The 18635-nt window shown below is 71.6% G+C and carries 18 protein-coding genes; 5 read left to right on the forward strand and 13 right to left on the reverse strand.

The window, feature by feature from the left end; all coding sequences use genetic code 11:
- Window positions 1-609: 609 nt before the first annotated feature.
- From fxsA to ACH4S7_RS25375, 4 genes are all read right to left on the reverse strand, one after another.
- Window positions 610-1188: an FxsA family membrane protein gene (fxsA, locus tag ACH4S7_RS25360; protein ID WP_398523585.1), complete on the reverse strand. Its 579-nt coding sequence runs from the start codon at window positions 1186-1188 to the stop codon at window positions 610-612.
- A 164-nt stretch (window positions 1189-1352) separates the two neighbouring features.
- Window positions 1353-2138, reverse strand: coding sequence for a polyprenol monophosphomannose synthase (locus ACH4S7_RS25365; protein WP_398523586.1), 786 nt, complete (start codon window positions 2136-2138; stop codon window positions 1353-1355).
- A 556-nt stretch (window positions 2139-2694) separates the two neighbouring features.
- Entirely contained in the window at window positions 2695-4332 is a 1638-nt protein-coding gene (locus ACH4S7_RS25370) for an amidohydrolase (protein WP_398523587.1), read from the reverse strand.
- A gap of 183 nt (window positions 4333-4515) precedes the next feature.
- Window positions 4516-4956 carry an Lrp/AsnC family transcriptional regulator gene (locus ACH4S7_RS25375; protein WP_398523588.1) on the reverse strand — a complete coding sequence of 147 codons (441 nt, stop codon included), beginning with the start codon at window positions 4954-4956 and terminating at the stop codon, window positions 4516-4518.
- A gap of 202 nt (window positions 4957-5158) precedes the next feature.
- On the opposite strand from ACH4S7_RS25375, the gene ACH4S7_RS25380 reads away from it, so the two are divergent.
- The 3 genes from ACH4S7_RS25380 (at window position 5159) to ACH4S7_RS25390 (ending at window position 6786) form a co-directional block, all read left to right on the forward strand.
- On the forward strand, window positions 5159-5566 hold the full coding sequence (locus ACH4S7_RS25380; protein WP_398523589.1) for a hypothetical protein: 408 nt from the start codon (window positions 5159-5161) through the stop codon (window positions 5564-5566).
- A gap of 200 nt (window positions 5567-5766) precedes the next feature.
- A complete protein-coding gene (locus ACH4S7_RS25385; RefSeq protein WP_398523590.1) occupies window positions 5767-5982 on the forward strand; it encodes a hypothetical protein in 216 nt (71 codons plus the stop codon).
- Window positions 5983-6630: 648 nt separating this feature from the next.
- Window positions 6631-6786 (forward strand): DUF6131 family protein, encoded by a 156-nt coding sequence (locus ACH4S7_RS25390; protein ID WP_398523919.1) that lies wholly within the window; start codon window positions 6631-6633, stop codon window positions 6784-6786.
- A gap of 400 nt (window positions 6787-7186) precedes the next feature.
- Here ACH4S7_RS25390 and ACH4S7_RS25395 read toward each other — a convergent pair whose 3' ends face one another.
- The 5 genes from ACH4S7_RS25395 to ACH4S7_RS25415 form a co-directional block, all read right to left on the reverse strand.
- Window positions 7187-8626, reverse strand: a complete 1440-nt coding sequence (locus tag ACH4S7_RS25395; RefSeq protein WP_398523591.1) for a WGR domain-containing protein — start codon at window positions 8624-8626, stop codon at window positions 7187-7189.
- A gap of 274 nt (window positions 8627-8900) precedes the next feature.
- On the reverse strand, window positions 8901-10082 hold the full coding sequence (locus tag ACH4S7_RS25400) for an acyl-CoA dehydrogenase family protein (protein ID WP_398523592.1): 1182 nt from the start codon (window positions 10080-10082) through the stop codon (window positions 8901-8903).
- 584 nt (window positions 10083-10666) lie between these two features.
- Window positions 10667-11293, reverse strand: a complete 627-nt coding sequence (locus tag ACH4S7_RS25405) for a TetR/AcrR family transcriptional regulator (protein WP_398523593.1) — start codon at window positions 11291-11293, stop codon at window positions 10667-10669.
- Window positions 11294-11611: 318 nt separating this feature from the next.
- The gene (locus ACH4S7_RS25410; RefSeq protein ID WP_398523594.1) at window positions 11612-11755 is read right to left on the reverse strand and encodes an SCO1431 family membrane protein; all 144 of its coding nucleotides are present in this window, start codon (window positions 11753-11755) and stop codon (window positions 11612-11614) included.
- Between the two features lie 130 nt (window positions 11756-11885).
- Window positions 11886-13244: a peptidase C39 family protein gene (locus ACH4S7_RS25415; protein WP_398523595.1), complete on the reverse strand. Its 1359-nt coding sequence runs from the start codon at window positions 13242-13244 to the stop codon at window positions 11886-11888.
- Window positions 13245-13392: 148 nt separating this feature from the next.
- Between ACH4S7_RS25415 and ACH4S7_RS25420 the strand changes: the two genes are divergently transcribed.
- Window positions 13393-14019: a uridine kinase gene (locus ACH4S7_RS25420; protein WP_398523596.1), complete on the forward strand. Its 627-nt coding sequence runs from the start codon at window positions 13393-13395 to the stop codon at window positions 14017-14019.
- Between the two features lie 323 nt (window positions 14020-14342).
- The gene (locus ACH4S7_RS25425) at window positions 14343-16274 is read left to right on the forward strand and encodes an AAA family ATPase (protein WP_398523597.1); all 1932 of its coding nucleotides are present in this window, start codon (window positions 14343-14345) and stop codon (window positions 16272-16274) included.
- A 31-nt stretch (window positions 16275-16305) separates the two neighbouring features.
- Here ACH4S7_RS25425 and ACH4S7_RS25430 read toward each other — a convergent pair whose 3' ends face one another.
- The 4 genes from ACH4S7_RS25430 to ribH all read right to left on the reverse strand — a co-directional run bounded on the left by ACH4S7_RS25430 (window position 16306) and on the right by ribH (window position 18594).
- Entirely contained in the window at window positions 16306-16764 is a 459-nt protein-coding gene (locus tag ACH4S7_RS25430) for a PH domain-containing protein (protein WP_398523598.1), read from the reverse strand.
- Between the two features lie 23 nt (window positions 16765-16787).
- Window positions 16788-17636: an ATP phosphoribosyltransferase gene (hisG, locus tag ACH4S7_RS25435; protein WP_398523599.1), complete on the reverse strand. Its 849-nt coding sequence runs from the start codon at window positions 17634-17636 to the stop codon at window positions 16788-16790.
- An 87-nt stretch (window positions 17637-17723) separates the two neighbouring features.
- Window positions 17724-17993 (reverse strand): phosphoribosyl-ATP diphosphatase, encoded by a 270-nt coding sequence (locus ACH4S7_RS25440; RefSeq protein ID WP_398523600.1) that lies wholly within the window; start codon window positions 17991-17993, stop codon window positions 17724-17726.
- A gap of 115 nt (window positions 17994-18108) precedes the next feature.
- Window positions 18109-18594 carry a 6,7-dimethyl-8-ribityllumazine synthase gene (gene ribH / locus ACH4S7_RS25445; protein WP_398523601.1) on the reverse strand — a complete coding sequence of 162 codons (486 nt, stop codon included), beginning with the start codon at window positions 18592-18594 and terminating at the stop codon, window positions 18109-18111.
- Window positions 18595-18635 lie beyond the last annotated feature (41 nt).

Genomic DNA, 18635 nt, shown 5'->3' on the forward strand with positions numbered 1-18635 from the left:
TGTCACACCGAGTGTGTGACACGGCCCGCGGCTTTTTGTCGTCCGCCGCCAGGGGGTCCGCCAGGAAATGGGCGGCTCATTCGGCGGAGACGTCGCGTCCGCGCCGGGGTACTCACCCGCCTCCGGCACGGAGGCGGCGGACGGCGACAAGCGCCCCGGCCGGGGCAGAGTGACTCAGGCAGCAGCGGGCCCGCCAGGAAGTCAGCGGGCCCGGGAGGTAACCGCGCGGGCCCAGGGGGCAGCGCGGGCCAGGAGGCCAACGGGCCCGCCCAGGAGGTCAACGCGGCCCCAGGGGGCCAGCGGGCTCAGGGGGCCAGCGGGCTCAGGGGGCCAGCGGGCTTAGCGCGAGCAGCACGCGGCCAGCGCGGGGCCACCCAGGAGGCCAGCGCGACCCCGAGGGCCAGCGCGACCCCGGGAGGCCAGCAGGCTCAGGGGGACAGCGCGGGCTGAGGAAGTCGGCGCGTGCTGAGGAAGTCTCAGCGCGGGCCCCGGAGGTAACCGCGCGGCCCGGGAGATCTCAGCGCGGGCTCAGAGAGTCCGCGCGGGCTGAAGAAGTCTCAACGCGGGCCCCGGAGGTAACCGCGCGGCCCGGGAGGTCTCAGCGCGGGCTCAGGGGGTCAGCGGCGGTCGCGGGCCCTCGTCCTCACGGGTGCGGTCCGAAGGGCCGTCCTCTCGGATGACCTCGCCCTGGACGACCTTTCCGTCCGGACGGTGCATCCGGGCCTGCTGGAAGGCGTCGCCGAGCCCCCCGGCACCCGCCGCCCGCATCCGGCGTTCCAGCGAGCGCTCCGCGTACCGCCCGAGCGCTCGGCGGACGGGCGGCACCAGCAGGGCGAGGCCCACCGCGTCGGAGATCAGCCCGGGCAGCATGATCAACAATCCGCCGAGCATCAGGAAGCCGTTGCCGGTGCTGCCGGCCGGTGCCGCCGGCTCCCGGCCGCTCTGCTGTTGCTGGAGGGTCTCCGTCAGTGTGCGGAAGGCCCGGCGTCCCGCACGCTTGATGACGGCGCCACCGAGTACGGCACCGCCGATGAGGAGGGCGAGAACGGTCAGTGACCCGGCCGCACCGGCGACCAGGGTCAGCAGCCAGATCTCCAGGACCAACCAGGCCGCGAAGCCCAGAGGAACGAGCTTCCGAGCACGGGAGCGCTGGGGATTGACTGTGGGGGGCATGGCGCCGGTCGTCATGTTCCCAGTGTGCCTGGGCGACCGGCGAAGCGGCGTGAGGGGGTGGCCGGAAGGATCGTTACGCCCCGGGGCCGGACGGGCCGCAACGGCGGGAAGTGCACCCGGCCCCCCGGCGCGGGGCCCCCAGGGGCGTGGAGGCGCGCCAGGAGGGCCTCAGCGGGCCGTCAGGGAGTCGAGCGGCCCCGGATGCGGTTCGCCCGGTCCGAGATCCCCCAGCCCGCCACCCGCCACAGCGCCTCGACGGCGATGTCCCGGTTCATCTTGGAGTCGCCGAGTTCGCGCTCGACGAACGTGATGGGGACCTCCACGACCTGGTAACCCGCCGCGACGGCGCGCCGCGCCAGATCGACCTGGAAGCAGTAGCCCTGGGAGCTGACCTCGCCCAGACCGAGCCCCCGGAGGGTCTCCGCGCGGAAGGCGCGGAAGCCACCGGTGACGTCCCGGATCGCGAGGCCGAGGAACAGCCGGGAGTACGTACTGCCGCCGCGGGAGATGAACTCGCGGTACTTGGGCCAGTTGACCACCCGGCCACCGGGGACCCAGCGGGAGCCCAGGACGAGGTCGGCGCCCTTGAGCGCGGTCAGCAGCCGGGGCAGCTCCTCGGGCTGGTGGGAGCCGTCGGCGTCCATCTCGATGAGGACGCCGTAGTCGCGCTCCAGACCCCAGGCGAAGCCCGCGAGATAGGCGGCGCCCAGCCCCTCCTTGCCCTTGCGGTGCAGCACCCGCACCCGCTCGTCCTGGCCCGCCAGCTCGTCGGCGAGCTTGCCGGTGCCGTCAGGGCTGTTGTCGTCGGCGACGAGGACATCGGCATCGGGCACGGCGGCCCGGACCCGGGAGACGATCGACTTGATGTTCTCCGCCTCGTTATAGGTCGGAATGATCACCAAGGATCTGCCGAGTGGCCCGTACCGATTCTCCTGGGCCTCGCCGATCCTAGCGCCGTCGTTCACTGCTGCCCCTTAATCTCCGTGCACAGAACCCCACCATAGCGAGCGTGGCGCACCTGTCCGTCACGGCACGGACCTGGGGTGTCGGGGGGCACCGGGGCGCCGGGGCCTCGGAAGGGCCACTCGCGACGGACCAGAGGTGCGGATCGGAGCCCGGCGTCCTTCGGGCCGACCTGGGACCCGCTGGCTGCGGATCGACCGAGAGCCGTTGTCTACTGAACGCCGGACCCCATCCGGGTCGCACCTTCCGGCCGGCTGAAACCTTCCCTCGCCCCCGAGGCGCGGGCACTGGACCTGGCTCCCAGCGGCCGTGCCCCGGTGCGGTGCACTGCCCCATGGCCCAGCGGCGTTCGATGACTGCGTGAAGGTCTGCCGGTCGGACGTCCGTGGTGGACTCGGCCGAACCTACCCGCTGGCGGGCGCTCCGTGTCAACAGTCGTGCGATCTGCGCGGTTTGCCCAATTCGGCCGGTCCACCGAGAAAGATCCGCAGGTCGCGGCCGAGCACCCCGAGTGACGATCGGCGGTACGAAATGTCCGTACGTCACTCATTCAGCCGCTCACAGGTGGTTTGTCCAGGTGGTTTGTCCCTGGACGACCGTCTGCAGGCAGACGGGCAGTTCGCTTCCCGGCGAGAGATCGGGCAGCCCGGGGGTGCCGGAACGCGGATCGGTGGACCAGCGGGCGACCCGGTCGTCGGGGGCCTGGACGACGAGATGCCCGGTCTGCCAGAGCGCGTAGTCGGCGGGGGCGCCGGGCACCAGGACACCCGCGTCGTCCCGGCCGACCGCCCGCCAGCCGCCGCGCGTGTGCGCGGTGAAGGCGGCGCGCACGGACACCCGGTGTTCGGGGGTGCGGTGGAAGGCCGCGGCCCGGACCGTGCCCCAGGGATCGAGCGGGGTCACCGGGCTGTCGGAGCCGAACGCCAGCGGCACCCCGGCGCGCAGCAGCGCGGCGTACGGATTGAGGGTGCGGGCCCGCTCGACGCCCAGCCGACGCGCGTACATGCCCTCGTCGCCGCCCCAGGCCGCGTCGAAGGCGGGCTGGACGGAAGCGGTGAGGCCGAGTTCGGCGAAGGCGGCCACGGTCTCGGGGGTGAGCATCTCGGCGTGCTCGATCCGGTGGCGGGCGGCGCGCACCCGGGCGAGGCCGAGGGTTTCGGCGGCGGCCCTGATCCCGGCGACGACGGTACTGAGGGCGGCGTCCCCGATGGCGTGGAACCCTGCCTGGAGGCCGGCCTCGGTGCAGGCGGCGACATGGACGGCGACGGCCGCCGCGTCGAGGTGCGCGCTCCCGGTGTGCGCGGCGTCGGCGTACGGCTCGTGCAGGCAGGCGGTGTGGGAGCCGAGGGAGCCGTCCACGAAGAGATCGCCCGCGGCGCCCACCGCGCCGAGTTCACGGATCCGCCGCGCACCCTTCGCGTCCGCGATCCGCTCGGCCCAGTAGCCGACCACCCGCGGCCCCGGGCGGGAGGCGGCGAGCGCCAGCAGGGCGGTGAAATCGTCCTCGTCGGAGATGTCGGGACCCGCGCACTCGTGGACGGTGCCGATCCCGACGGACGCGGCCCGGTCGAGGGCCGCACGCTGGGCCGCATCGCGCTGGGCCGGGGTGACGGCGGCGTGGGCCGCGGCCCGTACGGCGTGGTGGGCGGCGGCGGTGAGCGGCGCTTCGGGGTGGTATCCGGCCAGTTCGGTGACGCCGGGAACGAGGTCGAGCAGCGCGGTGGTGACCACGGCCGAGTGGACATCGATCCGGGTCAGATAGAGCGGGCGGCCACCGCTCGCCTCGTCGAGTTCGACGCGCGTGGGGTGCCGGCCCTCGGGCCAGCGGATGGCGTCCCAGCCATGGCCGATGAGGATCTGGCCCCCGGGGTGCGCGGCGCTGTGTTCCCGTACGAGACGGAGGGCGTCGGCGAGGGTGGGCGCGGCGGACAGGTCGAGGCCGGTGAGGGCGAGGCCGGTCGCGGTGGTGTGCACATGTGCGTCGGTGAACGCGGGGGTGACGAGGGCACCGTCGAGATCGACGATCTCGTCGACTCCGTCGGCGAAGGCGTCGGCCGCTCCTTCGGAGCCCACCCAGGCGATATGCCCTCGTTCGACGACCATCGCCGTGGCGAAGGGGTCGGCCGGGCTGTGGACTTCGCCACGGCGGAGCAGCGTGGTGCGGTGTTCGCCGTGGGGGGCGGTGCTCTCGGTCATGGCACCAGCCTAGGGACCGCCCCGGACGGTCGGCGGGCGGCCCCGACCACAGAGGACCCGGGAGGGACCGGAACCACGAGGGCACGGGAGCACGGGAGCACGGAGAGGCGCGGCCCCGCTGGCCCGTGGCGGCGTTACGGAGCGCGCGGGGGCCGGGAGCGGGTCAAGTGGCCGGAGGGCGGCTCAGATGCGCGGCGGGCGGGCCTCGTAGGGGGTGGAGAGGACGACCGTGGTGCGGGTGGAGACACCGGCCAGCGAACGGATGCGGGTGAGCAGGTGTTCCAGCTCCAGCGGGGTGGCCACCCGCACCTTGAGGATGTAGTTCTCGTCACCGGCGACGCTGTGGCACGCCTCGATCTCGGGCACCTCGGCCAGCCGGTCCGAGATGTCGTCGGGGGCGCTGGGGTCGAAGGGCTTGACCGAGATGAACGCGGTGATCGGCAGCCCGACCGCCTCGGGGTCGACGACAGCGGCGTAGCCACGAATGACTCCGCGCTGTTCCAGTCGACGGACGCGCTGATGCACCGCCGAGGTGGACAGGCCGGTGGCCTTGCCCAGGTCGGTGTAGCTCATACGGCCGTCCTTGACGAGCGATTCAACAATCTGACGATCCAGCTCCTCCATGCGGATCAACTTAATTGCCCAGGTCGCCTCCGGCACAGCCATCCGCCCGTCATGGGGGCATCTGCGGCCGGCATGTGACGAACGCCACACCACGGAGTCGCGCTCCCCCGTGACCGGATGGTTACCCACCAATCGCGAGGGGAAGTGCTTGCTGTGGTCGGGGCCACATGTGCCTGGTTGGCCCACCAGAGGGGGAGATCCCATGCAGAGTGTCAGAAACATCGGTCGCGCCGAATCGGAGCCTCTCGATCCGGCCGACCCGGCCGAGTTGGACGAGCTCGACGAGTACGACACCTTCGAGATGTACCGAGTCATCTGCCCGGACTGTGCACAGCCCATCGCGCTACTGGCCGACGAGGACGCCCTGCCGGAGCACGCGCTGTGCCCCACCCCGTGGAATCCGTTCGGCCTCACCGTGTGCGCGGGGACCGGCCGGGCCGCCGCGCAGGCCCCGCCCGCCGACGAGACGCTGGAGGTCCAGGAGCAGGAAGTGGGACTACTGCTGACGCTGCCTCAGGGGCTCGACTGGCGGATGCAGCCGTTCTCCCACGTGGGCGGTCCGGGCTCGCGCCCACTGCGCGTCCCCCCGATGCGTGACCGCGCCGCCTGACACCACCCTCCGCGCTTCTGGTACGCGTCCGGACCCGTTCCCTTCGCCGACGGTCCGGCGTGTGCCCACCTGATCCCTCCAGAGCCCCTCCGCGCCCCGTCGGAGCCCGGGAAAGCTCCCTCCTCCCGCTCGGGCGGGTCCGGTTCGCCGGTGACCATCCCACTCGCCCTGGCGATGTCCTCGACCTCCTGTCGATCACCGTGGTACCGACGGTGCCGCGCGTCGAGCCTGTCGAGCATGGCGCGCAGTTCGGCCGGATCGCCGGCGACCTCGGGCGGGACCAGGGCCAGCGCACCCTTCGCGTACTCGCCATCACCGAGCGCCACGACATGCTCGGCCCGGTCCTCGTGGCCCGGGCTCATCGCGCCGAGCAGTCCCAGCGGGGTGAGCAGTTCCCTGCCGCACGTCCGTGGTGAACAGCGCCTGCCCCTTCGGGTCCATCCGCAACCTCACCCGGCCACCACCGGCCTTCAGATACAGATCGATCGCCTGCATCAGAACGTCGAACTTCGGGGCATCCATCGTCGTACGGAGCGTCGCCACGTACTGGGCGTGGCGCAGGCGTGCGAGCTCGGCCGGGGTCGACGGCGCCCTCACCGGTGTACGGGTAGGCCGTGGCGGTCCTCTCCGATCGCCGGGGGGGCACAGCCGGTGCGCCCACCCCACCTCACCCCGAGGATCCCCACCGCGGCACGGCCCGTCCAGACGCACCCCCCGGCGGGCGGGGGACTCCGGACCCGGATGCCTCCGCGGACCCCAGAACGGCCACGCTCACGCCGGACGGTCCGGCGACCGGTCCCCACGGGCAGCCCACAGGGACAGCGGCACGGGCAGCCCCCGGAGACAGCGGCGACCGGATCCGGCTGGATTCCCGGCAGGGGCGGGTCCGCGGCCGGTCCGCGGGCCGGTGGCGGAGGGCACCGAAGCACCCGCCTGCACCGGAGAGGCCCGCACCGCCGACGCCGATCGCAAGCGATCTGAGCGCTATCAATCGCTTTGGGGGTTTTGTCGAGCTTGTGTTCGGGGACCCTCAAAGAGGGGGCCGCTCCGTGATCGGAGGCACCATGATCATCCTCGGAGTCATCCTGCTGGTCATCGGCCTGGTGGCCGGCATCGGCATTCTGTGGACCATCGGGATCATTCTCGTCGCGATCGGCATCGTGCTCTGGGCCCTCGGCGCCCTGGGTCACGCGGTCGGCGGACGACGCCACTACTGGTGACCCACTACTCGTGCAAGGCGGCGACGCCGGACATACTCGTCCCGATGGCCTCGGCGCGGCCCGCGCGGCGTCAAAGGCCCGCGCAGTGTCGCTCCGGTGACCAGGCAGGCGCGACGGTGACCAGGCGGGCGCGACGGCGCCGGTCTCGGGCCGGACGCACCCGCCCGTACGAAGCCGGCCCCGGCCCGGGGGCGCCACGCCCCGGGCCGGCTGACACAACGCGTGCACGAACCGCCAGCGGGAACACCGCGCGCGAGAAGCATCCGGGCGTCCGGCCCGGAGCACCCCCAGCCGGCACCGGGCCGGGCGGTCCAGCGCGACGGCCGAGCCGGGGGCGGCACGGAGACCCCGCGCTCCGGAGCGGTGACCCGCCACCTCGGGCCCGGCCGGGGCCGTCGCCTCAGACGAGTCGACGTATCTCGCCGCGCACCCGGTAGAACCCGCCCGACGACGGGTGCAGGGTGTCGACCACGTACCGCGCGCCCACCTCCCGTATGCCGCGCGGGAACTGGACGTTCCACGAGGAGTCATAGCCCTCCGACACCACGTGCACCCGCACCCGGCCGCCGTCCTGGACGCACTCCACCACCACACCGCCAGCGGGCGCCGTCACCACCGACACCACCTGGTTCGGCGCGGCCGCCGGGGTGTACGTGGGCAGCGCGGCAGCCGACTTGATGTCACGGGCCACCGGTACCGAGCCGCGCTGGGCCGCAGCTATCGCCTCATCGCTCGCGTTCACACAGACCAGCGAGCCGTCGGTGGTCACCAGGTAGAGCCGCTCGTCCAGATACTGCATGGACAGGGCCGAACCACCGCCCGTGCTCAGCTTCCAGAGCCGATTGCCCGCCGCGTCGAAGCAGTACACCGAGGACGACGAGTCACCCGCGAAGACATAGGAGCCGCCCGGCGCGGTCGCGCACGAGTAGACCGCGGTGTCACAGCGGTAGGTGGCCTCGACCACACCCGTCGACTTCGACATCCGCTGCACCACATGGCGGGCGGTGCCCGCGTAGACGGAGTCGTCCTCCTGCCAGCCGAACAGCACCGCCCCCGTCGTCGGGGTGTGCCACAGCTCCCCGCCGCCGTCGGGAGCGTAGGCCGTCACCCCCTTCTGGTGGCCGTGGTACACCCCCCGCTCGTCAGCCCGCACCATCCACGCCTGGCGGCCGGCCGACTTCCGCGCCCACTGGTACTCGTCCTCGTGGTCGATGACCGTCAGCCCGCCCTGGGCATCGGCCACATGGAGCACGCCCTCCCGGATGTCCAGCCAGAAGATGTCCACGTCAGCGGCGATGTCGTACGCCCCGAAGGGGAGCTTCGACGACAGGTCGTACACCGTGCCGTCGTCACATCCCGCATAGATCCAGAAGTCATCCGCGACGAGGCATTTCACGCCGTCGGGGAGTGCGTAGCGGGCGAGCACCTCGCCGCCGTGGCTCAGGGTGTACACATCGCCCGCCTGGTTTCCCACCCAGCAGCGGTCGTCGTCCACATGGATGCCGAACGCCGCCGAGCCCGTCCGGAACCGCCACAGCACCGGGGCAACCGACCCGGCCGTCGACGGCGCCGACGTCACCTGACGGCGGGTCACCGCGCGGGCCGCCCGCTGCCCCCGCACGGCGGGCGCATATCCCTTGCGGACCTTCTCGCCTATCTTCTTCGCCGCCGCGCTCTGCGCCTTCTCCGCGGTCGGGAAGGACGAGACCTGCGACTGCCCGTCGGCGCCGATCCGCCCGTAACGCACCGAGACGACCGTGTCGTCGACGGTCACCTCGTAGAACTTGTGCGCTCCCTCGCCGTCCTGTGACAGCTCCAGATACGTCGTCGCATGTGCCATGGCAGATCCCTCCCGGACAGAACCGGCAGCTCGTCCCTCCGGTTCCCACTGCCGAGAACATTAGAAGCACCCACTGACAGTCCCCCCGTCCTGTGGACAACCGCCCCCCGGCCCACTGCCTGGGCCACGGCGGTCCGGTGGCCGCGCGCGGTCGGCACGGCGGCGCGGGGCGCTCCTCCCGGCCGCCGCGCCGCGTACCCGAATCACCGGAACAGTGTGGTCAACACCGTCCGGCAGCCATCTTCCTTGATGGACCGTCACAGGGCCCGCCGCGTCAGCGGGTGACGCCGCCCTCCGGGCCGGCGAGATGGCGGGCGATGACCATCCGCTGGATCTGGTTGGTCCCCTCGACGATCTGTAGCGCCTTGGCCTCGCGCATGTACCGCTCCACGGGGAAGTCCGCCGTGTAGCCGTACCCGCCGAGCACCTGGACGGCGTCCGTCGTGACGGCCATCGCCGCGTCCGTGCAGAACAGTTTGGCCATCGCGGCCTGTCGGGAGAAGGGCCGTCCGGCGTCACGCAGCCGGGCGGCGGCGAGATAGAGCGCCCGGCCCGCCTCGATCCTGGTGGCCATGTCGGCGAGCATGAAGCGCAGGCCCTGGAAGTCACTGACGGGCCGGCCGAACTGCCGCCGCCCGGTGGCGTACGAGAGCGCCTCGTCAAGGGCCGCCTGGGCGATACCAATGGCGCAGGCCGCTATGCCGAGGCGGCCGGAGTCCAGGGCGGAGAGCGCGATGGCGAAGCCCTGACCCTGCTCCCCGAGGCGGCGGCCGTCGGGGACGCGTACGCCGTCGAAGTGGAGCTGGGCGGTGGGCGAGCCCTTCATCCCCATCTTCTTCTCCGGTGCAGCGGCGTTCAGTCCCTCGGCGTCACCGGGCACGAGGAACGCCGTGATCCCCCGGGATCCCTCACTGCCGGTACGGGCGAGCACGGTGTAGAAGTCGGCGATCCCGCCATGCGTGATCCACGCCTTGGTACCGGTGATCACCCAGTCGTCGCCGTCGCGGACCGCCCTGGTCCGCAGGGAGGCAGCGTCCGAGCCGGAAGAGGGTTCGGAGAGGCAGTACGCGCCCAGAAGTCCGCCGCCGAGCATGGCGGGCAGCCACTCGGCGAGCTGCTCCTCGGTCCCGTATCCAGCCAGTGCATGGCAGGCGAGGGTGTGGACGCTGACGCCGAGACCCACGGTGAGCCGGGCGGCGGCGAGTTCCTCAAGGACCTGGAGATAGACCTCGTAGGGCTGGTCGGCGCCACCGTGGCTCGCGGCATAGGGCAGGCCGAGCAGTCCGGACTTGGACAGGAGGGTGAAGAGCTGACGGGGGAAGTGCCCCGACTCCTCCTCCTCGCCCGCATGGGGAGCGATCTCCCGCTGGGCGATATCGCGGACCAGAGCGATCAGTTGCCGGGACTCATCGGTGGGTAGGTCACGGTCCACCGTCTGCGGGGCGCTGTCGGGCATGGCGGCGCTCTCCTCCTTGTCGGGCGCTGCGGCGTCGCGCGCACAGGGTGTGGGCGCGCTTCGCCAGTGTCTCCGCCGGGACCGGCGCTGCCCTTCCGGGTCACGGAAGGACCTCGATACCGGCTGTGGCGCGTTGAGTATGCCCGATCAGTGGATCTACGTCACGGGTACGCCGCGCCGCGTCGAATTGGTCCGAACCATTGACCGGTGGTCCGCTCCGGCGCTGCCCTCACACGTCCAGCCGCCTCCAGTCGTCTCCAGCCTCGTTCACGCCGGATCGCAGGGCGAGAACCAGTCGGGCGAGAGTCGGCAGTACGCGAATCGGCGGCACGAGAAGCAGCGGGAGGGGAGCGGGAAGGTGATCGGCGGGGTGCGGGCGGGACCTGCTCCGGGCGACCCACCGGTGCGGGCCCGGACCGCGCCGCGCACTGTCCGCCGGGCAGGAACACCCGGGGACGGCGCGCGGCGCGGCGGACGGTCGGCGGCGCGGCGGGCGGTCGGCGGTGGCGCGTTTGGTGATGACGTGGTCGGCGGCGGCAGCTCTCGGCCGTGACGGGCGGCTGTCTGTCCCCCGGCTGCGCCACCTACTCGAAGGGCGGCTGCGGACAGTCCGGCTCGAACTCCTCGATGGTCCCGAGCGTCATCCGCAGCAGCCGCATCAACAGCGCGCGGACCAGGTCCCGTTCCAGTTCCTGGTGGCTGAGCCAGTCCAGGGTGATCTGTTCGACGCCACTGAGCCAGCCGAGCAGCGCGAGCCGGGCGAGGACGGGTATGTCCCGTCGGCCGTAGGCGCCTTCGGCGATGGTGGCGACCAGTTCCTCCCGTACCGCGTCCCGGATGGACTGGACCTGGGCGTCGAATCCGACGCCCCCCGTGACAATGGTGCGGAACGACTCCTCATGGCTCTGGGCGTAGCGGAGATAGCCGTCGATGGTGTGCCGGACGCGCTCGGCGCGGGGCAGTTCGGTATGGCCGGCCGCGCGGGTCACGAGGTCGGCCACGGAGTCCTCGATGATGGCCAGGTAGTAGCCGCGTTTACTCTTGAAGTAGTAGTAGATCAGGCCCTTGGCGACCCCCGCGTGCCGCGCAATGTCGTCCATCGACAGGGCGTCGTAGGAGGTGTCGGCGAATAACCTCCGGCCGACAGCGATGAGTTCCCCACGGCGCGCCTGGGATCGTTCGGTCGTGGCGCGCCGTTCACCATTATTCAATTCAAGCCCTTGTCTCAAACCGACACAGGATCCGGGAAGTATGGCAGACCTGCGCAGGTGGGCCCCGGTCCGATTCCGCTCTGGCTGAGAGTGCTCCGAGCCGTGTCCCCTACTACACCGGCATATGGCGATATCTCGCCCGTTGACATCACTCCACTGACGGATCCGGAACGTTCCGCTTCCAGCCATCGACGGGTCCGATCGACCCCGAGGCCGAGGCCGAGGACCGCCGGCGCCGTGGCGTGTCACAGGCGCCACCGACCACCGGGTGCACGGGCACCGGTGCGCTCCCTGAGGCCGCCGCGCGGCGGGGGAGCCTCAGAGCAGGCCGAGGCGGGTGACGAGCATCGCGACGACGACCACCAGGGTCCAGCCGAGGATGTGTTCGAGCAACTGCGGACCGTCGTCGGGTCCGCCGGTACGGAGACGGGCGCGGGCGGCGGTCGTGGCGCTGGAGGTCATGGCGTTCCCACTCGGTCGGACTGGCGGGCGCGCACCATCGGGGGCGGATACCCGTGACCCGACCACAGTGCCAGCGGAAGGCCCCCGGGGGTAGAGACGCACATCACCGCCCCCGCCCCCGTCAGCGCGGTCAGTCGATACCGAGGGCGGCCAGGACCCGGCGCTGTGCGGCCGTGGCCCGCTCGGGCCAGTAGAGGTAACAGACTCCGCCGGTGCCGGAAACCTCTTTGCCACTGGCGTTGTACCGCCTGGTGCGCAGCCAGATGTTCTCCCATTCACGCCGCCGGTAGACCCGCCGTACGGCCTCGTTGTCGGAGGACGCGGGATCGTTGGCGATCACATCGCCGTCCGGTGTGAAACCGATCACGGTCATCAGATGTCCGGAGGTGCCGTAGCCCGCTCCGGTCAGCTCGTGCGCCAGGAACGACTGCGAGGTGATGACCGGGATGCCGGCCCGGATCAGCCGTTCCAGATCGGTCAGCGAGCCGAGTCGGGTGACGACCGCGTTCAGATCGCGGTAGGTCGCCGCGTACGCCGCGTTGAAGGGCCAGTTCCCGCAGCCCTCGTACTGGTGGTCGAAGGTGAAGCGGGCCGCGTGACAGATCTGCGGATCGTCGAAGGCGGGATTCACCCAGGCCAGCTCCTCGGCGGTCGGCCCGCGACCCCAGTACTCGATGATCATCTGCGAGGAGGTGGGGCTGCACCACGCCTCACCGCCGCTGTCGTACTCCGGGTAACGGCCGATGTGCGTGTTCTGCGAGTAGCGCGGCACCGGCAGCTCGCCCGCGTACCGCGGCCCGGCCGGGGGGACGGTGAACCGGTCCGGCACGGCCGACGCCATCGCGCCGAGCCGCCAGACGATCGGCGTGAGCCGGGTGCCCGGAGTGCGGTGGAGGGTGAGCCGCAGCCGGTACGAGGCCAGCGACGGGCCGCCGCTCGTGTCGTCCATCGAGAGGGTGTCGGTCCAGACGCTCGCCCGCCCGTCGCCCTGGCCGTCCACGGAGGTCCGCTTGATGTCGCCGTCACCCGCCGCCCAGCGGCCCAGGACGAACCACGGGCTCGTGACGCCGTCCTCGTAGACGCCCTCGGCCGCCACCTGGATCCAGGTCCCCGGCGGGGTGTGCGCGTTCCAGGAGGCGATCAACTCGGTCGCGGGCACCCGGGGGCGGTGGCTGGGCGAGGTCCAGGTGGCGTACTCCCAGGCCGTGGTGGTGCCCGTGTGGGGATCGGGATAGTCGGTGCGGCCCTCGGGGCGGGCGAGGACCACACCGGGACGGCGGCCCGCCCGGGCCCTGGTGCCCTCGTGCGTGCCCCGGCGCCAGTCGCCGAACGAGCTCCAGAAGCGGTTGTCCACCGGCCGGGTCAGCGCGACCGTGGTCCGGCCGCCCTCGCTCGGCGGCACCGCGGTGGCCGCCGCCGAGGAGAGCGCCCCCGACCCGGAAGCCGCCCCGACGGCCGCGGCGAGCACGGTTCTGCGCGAAGTGGCCATGGGACCCCCAAGGTGGGACGGGCTCGACGGGGCCACTATCGCCGCTCGGGACCGGCTTCTGCCAGAGCCCGCGCCGCGCGGGGCGTACGGTCACGAGTCCGGAGCACCGGCGCCGCCGCCGTGCCGCCCTCCCCCGTACGCTGGCCGGATGGACGCTCTCGACCGGCTGGCCCTCCGGCTGCGCGCGCTGCCGCCCTCCTGCGGGCCGGTGCGGCTGATCGCGGTCGACGGCCACGCGGGCTCGGGGAAGAGCACCTTCACCACCGGGCTGGCCGCGGCGCTCGGCGGCCCCGACGGCGGCGGCGTTGCGGTGCTGCACCTCGACGACCTGGCCAGCCACGCGGAGCTGTTCGACTGGACGGACCGCATGTTCGCGCAGGTGATCACTCCCCTCTCGGCCGGCGAGACCGCGCGGTACGCGCCGTACGACTGGGTCGGACGGCGCTTCACCGCGCCCCGCGCCCTCCCCCCGGCGCCCGTCGTCCTGGTCGAGGGCGTGGGCGCGGGGCGGCGGGCGCTCCGCCCGCATCTGGCCGCGCTGTTCTGGATGGAGAGGTCAGCCGATGCGTCCTGGCAGCGCGGCCGACGGCGCGACGGCGATGGACTCGCCGACTTCTGGAACCGGTGGACAGTGGCGGAAGTACGCCATTTCGCCGCCGATCCGACCCGCCCCTTCGCCGATGCGCTGGTACGGGAGTGTCCTGAGGGGTACGAGGTGCTGCCGGGACTCTCTGCGACAGCAGGGCCGAACCAAATCGTGACGCTGGGTGACTGAAACGCCCCGGCATACTGAGCAGTCGGAAATCTCTCTGAAGAGGGCCTGAACTCCGCTTGACCAAGGGGGCGTACAGGTCTTACGTTCTCAATGTGCGGCTTTCGCAGCCGCCGCAGACGCGAAGCCCCCGGTTGTTCCCCCGTGATCGGGGGCTTCGTTCTGCCCTCATCCGCCGGCCCCGAGCCTGATCTCTTCACCCTCGGTCACCGCGAGCTGGATCATCACCGGCACCCTTCGGTAGAACCCCCTTGCGCAGGTACGATGCACCTCGGTGGGGTCAAATCCCGTCCACGGCGCGTCGGTTGCACTTTGTGGGGGACCTGATGGACATCGGCACGCAGGGCGCACCGGCCCCCGCCGACCTCGCCTGGGTGCGAGGGGTGGACGCCTACACGATGGGCGCCTACCCACAGGCGGAGGAAGAGTTCCGGACAGCCGTACGGCTCGATCCGGGAATGGCCGACGGCTGGCTCGGACTGCACGCGCTCCGCGTGGACACCACGACCGCCCTGCTGCGGATGTACCGCGCCCGCGACCGCTTCGGCGAACAGCGCTCCCGGCACCGCCGCACCCTCAACTCCTGGTACTGGCTCGGCTGGTGGGTCCAACCGGTGCTGGAGAGCCACCGCGATCTACTCCTCGCCCATGCCTCCCACTGGCTCGACGGCCGCCATGTGCCCGAACTGGACCGCGCCCTCGCCGGGCTGCCGCCCGTCGACGCCGACCCCCAGGTGCGTTTCCTGCACGCCTGCCGCGCCTATCTCGTCAAGGACTGGGAACAGCTCGTCCGCCACACCGAACCCCTCGTCAACGACCAACTGCTGGGCATCGAGGCCGGACTCTTCGGCGGTATGGCCCGGGTGCGGTTGGAGATGTACGGACAGGCCGAGCCGCTGCTCTCCGCCTCCCTGATGCGCTGCCGCAGCGAGCAGCCGCAGCGCAAGGAGCTGCGCTACTGGCTGGCGCGGGCGCACGAGGGCACCGGCCGGAGCGCCGCGGCCCTGCCGCTCTACCGGGCGGTGCACCGGATCGACCCGGCGTTCATGGACACCTCGGCCCGTCTCACGGCCATCGCGGACTACGACGGGATCGACGGCTACGACACATCGGCCGGCCTCGCCGTCTCGCTCGCGGGCTTCAGCCAGGAGACCGTCGAGGAGCGCACCGACGACGGCCCACCGACCACCGAACCACGGGCCGGATTCGACCCCCCGGCCCAGTCCCAGCCCCCGTCCCAGGTGCCCGGCTCGGGACCCCAACCACCCGCGTCGGGGCCGGTGGCACCGCCTCCCGAAACGATCCGCCAGCGCGCGGTGCTCCCCGTGGAGCCGACGCCCCCGGTGCTCCCCGAGCGCCCCACCGACACCGTCCTGCTCGCCGGAGCCCTCGCAGAACTGGACCGTATGGTGGGTCTGGAGCCGGTGAAGCGCCAGGTGAAGGCGTTGTCCGCACAGTTGGAGATGGCCCGGTTGCGAGCCGGACAGGGGCTGCCGGTCCAGCCGCCGAAGCGGCATTTCGTCTTCTCCGGTCCCTCCGGCACCGGCAAGACCGCCGTCGCCCGAATACTCGGCCGGGTCTTCCACGCGCTCGGCCTGCTCGGCGGCGACCATCTGGTGGAGGCGCAGCGTTCGGATCTGATGGGCGAATTCCTCGGCCAGACGGCCGTGAAGGCCACCGAGCTGATCGACTCGGCGCTCGGCGGCGTCCTCTTCGTGAACGAGGCGTACAGCCTCGCCAACTCCGGCTACGCCAAGGGCGACGTCTACGGCGACGAAGCCCTCCAGGTCCTGTTGAAACGCGCCGAGGACAACCGCGACCATCTCGTGGTGATTCTGGCCGGCCACCCGGAGGGGATGGACCGGCTGCTCGCCGCCAACCCCGGGCTCACCTCCCGTTTCACCACCCGGGTCGATTTCCCCTCCTACCGCCCCCTGGAGCTGACCGCGATCGGCCAGGTCGTGGCCGCCGAGCACGGGGACGTCTGGGACGAGGAGGCGTTGGACGAACTGCGCTCCATCAGCGGCCATGTCGTCGACCAGAGCTGGATCGACGAGCTGGGCAACGGCCGCTTCCTGCGCACGCTGTACGAGAAGAGCTGCGCCTACCGCGATCTGCGGCTGTCCGGATACCCGGGCACGCCGACCCGGGAGGATCTCGCCACTCTCCGGCTGCCCGATCTGATGCAGGCGTACGGGGAGGTCCTGTCGGGCCGTGGCCCGCTGGACCGCGGCCCCCAGGACCCACCGGGGCCCTGAGCCGGCTGGGGGGGCTCCCCCCGGCGGGGGGTTACGCCCCGGTCGCGCGCGGCCCGATGCCGCCGTGCTCCTCGGTGAGCGCCCGCAGCGCGCGGGCGTCGTCGATCGCGTGCTGACGGGCGATCCCGGGCTGAATGCCGAGGACGGGCAGGCTGGTGCCGTCGCTCAGATCGAGGAAGACCCAGGGGTCCCCCGGCCGGAGGTTGACGCGGAGGATCTCCGCCCACTCCAGCCGCCGGACCCGGGTGATGTTGACGATGGTGACACCGTCGTCATCCGCGACCACCTTGGGCCTGCTGAGCAGGGACAGCACACCGAGGAAGAGCAGCGCGGTGAAGACGAAGCTGATCCGCTCCCCCGGGTTCAGCCGCTCCAGGCTCAGGGCGATGGCGGTGATCACGGTGAACATCACCGCCCCCACGGTCAGCAGCACGATCCGGGTGCGGGTCGGCCGGAAGGTGACCGGGAGCGCGGGGCGGGATGTGGTCATGGTGTCGGTCATTCCTCGGACCTTCAGAGCCGGCAGGCGTGGATGGCGGTGGTGAGGATGGCGCGGGCGCCCAGCTCGTACAGATCGTCCATGATCCGCTGCGCCTCCTTGGCGGCGACCATGGAGCGGACCGCCACCCAGCCCTCGTGGTGCAGCGGGGAGATGGTGGGGGATTCGAGGCCGGGGGTGAGACCGACGGCCTGTTCGAGGTGCTCCACTCGGCAGTCGTAATCCATCATCACGTAGCTGCGGGCGACCAGTACCCCCTGGAGGCGGCGGAGGAACTGCTGCACCTTGGGGTCGTCGGCGTCGGCGCCGGTGCGTCGGATGACGACCGCCTCGGAGGTCATGATGGGCTCGCCGATGACCTCAAGGCCCGCGTTCCGCAGGGAGGTCCCGGTCTCCACGACGTCGGCGATGATCTGGGCGACACCCAGTTCGATCGCGGTCTCCACGGCGCCGTCGAGGTGGACGACGGAGGCGTCGATGCCGTTGTCGGCGAGGTGCTGGGCGACGATGCCCTCGTAGGAGGTGGCGACCGTCATACCGCCGAAGTCCCCGACGCCGGTGGCCGTGCCCGGCCGGGTGGCGTAGCGGAAGGTGGAGCGGGCGAAGCCGAGCTGGAGGATCTCCTCGGCGTCGGCCTCGGAATCGAGCAGCAGGTCCCGGCCGGTGATCCCGATGTCGAGACGGCCGGAGCTGACGTAGATCGCGATATCGCGCGGGCGGAGATAGAAGAACTCGACCTCGTTCTCGGGGTCGACGAGTACCAGCTCCTTGGACTCCTTGCGCTGCTGGTACCCGGCCTCATGGAGCATCGCCGACGCAGGTCCGGACAGTGAACCCTTGTTGGGAATGGCGATGCGCAGCATGAGGTCGGCTTCCTTACGTCGATCGGGCTGGGAACCAAGGAGGTACGGAGGCGTCCGGGCGGTCGGCGCCCGGGCGGGTGAGGTGTCTCAGAGGTGGGCGTAGACGTCGTCGAGCGAGATCCCGCGCGCGACCATCATCACCTGGACGTGGTAGAGCAACTGCGAGATCTCCTCAGCGGTCGCTTCCTTGCCCTCGTGCTCGGCGGCCATCCAGACCTCGGCGGCCTCCTCGACGACCTTCTTGCCGATGGCATGGACGCCCTTGTCGACCAGCTCGGCGGTGCGGGAGGTGGCCGGGTCGCCATTCGCCTTGAGCCGCAGCTCGGCGAAGAGCTCTTCAAAGGTTTTATTCGCCATGATGCTCTCAGGGTACGGGGTGCGGGGGGTCGGGCCGGCCCCAGGGTTGGCGTACGGGCGTGCCCCAGGACCGGGCGGCCCGCGCAGGTGGCGGCGCCCGGTCCCGGGGCACGTCTCAGCGCCAGGGCTCGCTGACCGAGCGCAGGGTGGCGGCGGTGGCGACGGCCGCGGTGACCGCCTCGTGACCCTTGTCCTCGCGCGATCCCCCGATGCCCGCCCGGTCCAGCGCCTGCTCCTCGGTGTCGCAGGTCAGCACGCCGAAGCCGATGGGAACGCCGGTGTCCACGGAGACCTGGACGAGGCCCTGGGTGACGCCCTGGCACACGTACTCGAAGTGCGGGGTGCCGCCGCGGATGACGACGCCGAGCGCGACGATGGCGTCGTAGCCGCGGCCCGCGAGCACCTTGGCGACCACGGGCAGTTCGAAGCTGCCGGGGACCCGCAGCAGGGTCGGTTCGTCGATGCCCAGCTCCCGCAGGGCGCGCAGGGCGCCCTCGACGAGTCCGTCCATGACCTTCTCGTGCCACTGGGCGGCGATGACCGCGACACGGAGGTCGCCACAGTTACGTACGGACAGTTCGGGTGCGCCCTTGCCGCTCACGCTTCTCCTCAGGCTTCTGTCGGGTTGTCCTACAGAGTCGG

This window comes from Streptomyces sp. NPDC020965, assembly GCF_044333555.1.
GTDB lineage: Bacteria > Actinomycetota > Actinomycetes > Streptomycetales > Streptomycetaceae > Streptomyces.